Source organism: Sphingomonas bacterium (assembly GCF_903643065.1).
Lineage (GTDB): Bacteria > Pseudomonadota > Alphaproteobacteria > Sphingomonadales > Sphingomonadaceae > Sphingomonas.
This window is the reverse complement of the sequence record NZ_CAHJWX010000354.1, coordinates 1-3239: the sequence shown is the minus strand read 5'-3', so window position 1 is coordinate 3239 and position 3239 is coordinate 1. Positions and strand designations below refer to the sequence as shown.

Here is a 3239-nt window from a genome sequence, read left to right as displayed (position 1 = left end):
CCGACATGGCGGTCGCCTACGCCAAGGAGCGCGAGCAGTTCGGCCAGCCGATCGGACGGTTTCAGGCGCTGAAGCACCAGCTCGCGACAATGGCGCTGGAGGTCGAGCCGGCGCGCGCGCTCGTATGGTATGCCGCGTATGCCTGGGACGTCGCGCTGCCCGACGCCCGGCGAGTGGCGGCGATCGCCAAGGCGCATCTCGCCGACTGCTTCACCTCGGTCACGCGCGCGGCGGTCGTGGCGCACGGCGGCATCGGCTACACATGGGAGTATGACCTGAGCATCTGGGTGCGTCGGGCATTCTTCGACCGCGCGTTCCTCGGCAGCCCCGCGGTTCACCGGGCGCGCGCCGCGGCGTCTGCCAATTGGTAAGCCGCTCAAGCAGGAGTGAAGCGTCCGCCCTCCGCCGCAAGCCGTGCGAGCAGCGCGGCGGGGCGGAAAGCCTCGCCATAAGCGGCCTCATAATCGCGCAGCTTGGCGACGATCGCCGGCAGCCCGACCGTATCGGCCCAGAACATCGGCCCCCCGGTCTGGACCGGCCAGCCATAGCCTAGGATCGCCGCGATATCGATATCCGACGCCCGTAACGCGATGCCCTCTTCCAGGATTTTCGCGGCCTCGTTGACGACGGGATAGAGCAGCCGCGCGAGGATCGCGTCGGCACCCTGCGCGCCGTCATCGGCGATCCCCTTGAAGCGCCGGAAATCAGCGACGGCCGCTGCCGCCACGGGCGAAGGCGTGACGTTGCGTTGCGCGTCGTAATCGTAGAAGCCCCCTCCGCCCTTCTGGCCAAGCCGGCCCAGCGCGACGAGGTCACCTCGCAGCGTCCGCTCGGTCGCGTCGCGGCCGAGCACATCGAGCCCGACGAGATCATCCAGCTGGAACGGTCCCATCGGGAAGCCGTAGTCGGTCATCACCCGATCGATGGCCTCGGCCGTAGGTCCTTCCAGCAGCAGCGCCTCGGCCTGTTCGCCACGCGGCGTCATGAGCCGGTTGGCGATGAAGCCGTGGCAAACGCGCGCGAGCACCGGCACCTTGCCGATCGTCCGCGCGAGCTTCATCGCGGTTGCGACCACCGCCGGGTCGGTCTTCGCGCCACGCACCACTTCGAGCAGCCGCATGACATTGGCGGGCGAGAAGAAGTGCATGCCGATCACACGATCCGGCCGCGCCGTCACTGCTGCAATCGCGTCGAGATCGAGGAAAGAGGTATTGGAGGCAAGGATCGCGCCCGGTCTGGCGATCGCGTCGAGCCGCGCGAACACGGCGCGCTTGACCTCCATGCTCTCATATACCGCCTCGATCACGAGGTCGGCCTCGCCGAGCGCGGCCATGTCGAGCGTCGGGCTCAGCAGCGCCATGCGTTCCTCGACTTCAGAGGCGGTCAGGCGCCCCTTCCTGGCGGTCGCTTCGTAATTGCGGCGGATCGTCGCCATGCCCCGGTCGAGCGCGTCCTGCGCGGTCTCGACGATCGTCACGGGCAGGCCGGCGTTCAGGAAATTCATCGCGATGCCGCCGCCCATCGTCCCCGCGCCGATCACGCCGACGCGCGCGATCGGCAGCGTCGGATTGGCGGACGGGATATCGGGGATCTTTCCGGTCTCGCGCTCCGCGAAGAAGGCATAGCGCTGCGCTTGCGATTCCGTGCTGGCCATCAGCGGCCCGAGCAGTTCCGCCTCCCGTTTCATTCCTTCATCGAAGGGCAGCGTCACGGCGGCGCGGACCGCTTCGACAATGCTCGCCGGCGCCTTGAGCCCGCGAAACGCGCGTCCGTTGCGGGCAAGGAAGGCGTCGAACAGTCCGGGATTCTCGCGCGCCGGCACGAGCTTGTCGTCTCGATCGCGAACACGCTGCGACGGGCGCGCGGCGTCGACGAGGCCACGCGCGAACGCGATGGCGTCCTTTCGCAAACTGCCTTCAGCGGCCAGCGCGTCGATCATCCCGAGCCCGAGCGCCTCGGGCGCACTGACCGGACGTCCGCTGCTGATGAGGTCTAGCGCCACCGCGGCGCCCACTATGCGCGGCAGACGCTGTGTGCCGCCCGCGCCCGGCAGCAGTCCGAGCTTGACCTCGGGCAATCCGACCTTGGACGAAGGCACGGCGATGCGGTGATGGCATGCCAGCGCCAGTTCGTATCCGCCGCCCAGCGCCGTGCCGTGGATCGCCGCGATCACCGGCTTGCTGCCGTGGTCGAGGATGTCGAACACCGCGCCGAGGTCCGGCTTTGCGATCGGCTTGCCGAGCTCGGCGATGTCGGCCCCGGCGAAGAAAGTCCGCCCGGCGCAGATCAATATTATCGCTTTCACCGCGGGATCGGCATCGAACGTGCGGAACCCTTCATCAAGGCCCCGCCGCACCGCGACGCCCAGAGCATTGACCGGCGGATAATCGATGGTGAGGATGCCGATGCCGTCCTCGACGGCCAAGGTGGCGACGCTGGTCACGGATCCTCTGCTCCTATTGCAACGAACGCGCTCAGCGTCCCTGGAAGTCGGGCCGGCGCTTCTGCCGGAACGCCGCGACGCCCTCCGCAAAATCCTCGGTGCGCCCCGATTGTTTCTGAAGAGTGCGTTCGCAGGCGAGTGCTTCGACGAACGGCCGATCGGTGCCGGCCCAAGCGGCGGCGCGGATGTGGCCGAGCGAGCGCGGCCCGCGCGCCAGCTGGACGGCGAGCGAAAGCGCCGCCGTGTCGACCTCGTCATCGGGAACGACGCGGTTGATCAGGCCCCAATCGAGCGCGGTCGCGGCGTGCAGCTTGTCGCCGAGCAGCATCATTTCCATCGCCCGTACCCGGCCGACGGCGCGCGCCAGCAGGTAGCTCGATCCGCCGTCCGGCGACAACCCGACATGACAGAATGCCTGATAGAAATAGGCGCTCTCGCCCGCGACGATCAGGTCGGCCGCCAGCGCCAGTCCGCAGCCGACACCGGCGGCGGCCCCGCGCACCGCGCTCAGCACCGGAATGGCGGACGCGCGGAGATCAAGCAGCAGCGGATTGAATACCGCCTCCAGCCCCGATCCCGCGTCGCGCTGCGGATCATCCATCTCAAAGCTGCCGCCGGACAGGTTCGCGCCCGAACAAAAGGCGCGGCCGTGGCTGCCGATCAGCAGCGCTCGTGCCTCGCCCTGCGCACGGGCGACGGCCATGCGCAATTCCTCACCCATCGCGTCGGACATCGCGTTGAGCGTTGCCGGATCGTTCAGTCGAGCGATCGCGACGCCATTTTCCAGCGTATAGTC

3 protein-coding genes are annotated in these 3239 nt (G+C 68.4%); 1 reads left to right on the top strand and 2 read right to left on the bottom strand.

The genetic code is table 11. From position 1 onward, the window contains the following. Window positions 1-371, top strand: a 371-nt coding sequence (locus HUU95_RS11910) for an acyl-CoA dehydrogenase family protein (protein WP_302480123.1), incomplete at its 5' end; no start/stop codon positions are given. Between the two features lie 5 nt (window positions 372-376). Here the strand turns inward: HUU95_RS11910 and HUU95_RS11905 are convergent. Beyond that, a complete protein-coding gene (locus tag HUU95_RS11905) occupies window positions 377-2443 on the bottom strand; it encodes a 3-hydroxyacyl-CoA dehydrogenase NAD-binding domain-containing protein (protein WP_174280303.1) in 2067 nt (688 codons plus the stop codon). A gap of 31 nt (window positions 2444-2474) precedes the next feature. Beyond that, window positions 2475-3239 (bottom strand): enoyl-CoA hydratase-related protein (locus HUU95_RS11900; protein ID WP_254602772.1); only part of this gene is annotated, 765 nt, incomplete at its 5' end.